Annotated in this window: 2 protein-coding genes; both read right to left on the reverse strand. The window is 62.3% G+C overall.

Annotated features, from left to right (window positions below; genetic code table 11):
* Positions 1–506 (reverse strand): 3-oxoacid CoA-transferase subunit B (locus tag FS320_RS44020; protein WP_152718735.1); only part of this gene is annotated, 506 nt, incomplete at its 3' end.
* Positions 506–1,047 (reverse strand): CoA transferase subunit A (locus FS320_RS44025; RefSeq protein WP_152718736.1); only part of this gene is annotated, 542 nt, incomplete at its 5' end. The genes FS320_RS44025 and FS320_RS44020, both read right to left, overlap by 1 nt.

Here is a 1,047-nt window from a genome sequence, read left to right on the forward strand (position 1 = left end):
GTTCCTGTGAGCGGCAGATTGCACTCCTTCAGGAGCTTCGGGTCCTCCGAGCCATCCTTGGCTTTCGCCACATGCTCCATAACCACGACGACGCGCTTGACGCCCGCCACCAGGTCCATGGCGCCGCCCATACCCTTCACCATCTTTCCGGGGATCATCCAGTTGGCGAGATCGCCGTTCTGGGCCACCTGCATAGCGCCGAGGATCGACAGGTCGATATGGCCGCCGCGGATCATGCCGAAGGAATCGGAAGACGAGAAATAGCTGGTGGTCGGAAGCTCGGTGATCGTCTGCTTGCCGGCATTGATCAGGTCCGCATCCTCTTCGCCCTCAAAAGGGAACGGGCCCATGCCGAGCATGCCGTTCTCCGACTGGAGCTGCACGCGCATGCCCTTGGGGATGAAGTTCGACACCAGCGTCGGAATGCCGATGCCGAGATTCACGTAGAAGCCGTCGCGCAGCTCCTTGGCCGCGCGGGCAGCCATCTGTTCACGGGTCCAGGCCATCAGACTTCCTCCCCTGCTCCGGCAGGCGCGGCCTCGGCGCGCTTGCGGGTCGTTCGTTGCTCAATGTGTTTGACCGGGTTCGGCACATGCACCATGCGCTTCACGAAGATGCCCGGGGTGTGGATGCCATCCGGATCGAGCTCGCCTGCCGGTACGAGATGCTCGACCTCGGCAATGGTCAGTCGCGATGCGGTGGCCATCATCGGGTTGAAGTTGCGGGCGGTCTTGCGGTAGACGAGGTTGCCTTCCGTGTCGCCCTTCCAGGCATGAACCACGGAAATGTCGGCGAAAAGGCCCGTCTCCATGACGTATGTCTCGCCATTGAATTCGCGCACTTCCTTGCCCTCGGCAATGAGGGTGCCCACTCCCGTCTTGGTGTAGAAGGCTGGAATGCCGGCGCCGCCGGCGCGGATGCGCTCGGCGAGCGTGCCTTGCGGGTTGAATTCCAGTTCCAGCTCACCGGAGAGGTATTGCTGGGCGAAAAGCTTGTTCTCGCCCACGTAGGACGAGATCATCTTGCGGATCTGGCGGGTCTCCAGCA

The organism is Microvirga tunisiensis, assembly GCF_009296175.1.
GTDB classification, from domain to species: Bacteria; Pseudomonadota; Alphaproteobacteria; order Rhizobiales; family Beijerinckiaceae; genus Microvirga; species Microvirga tunisiensis.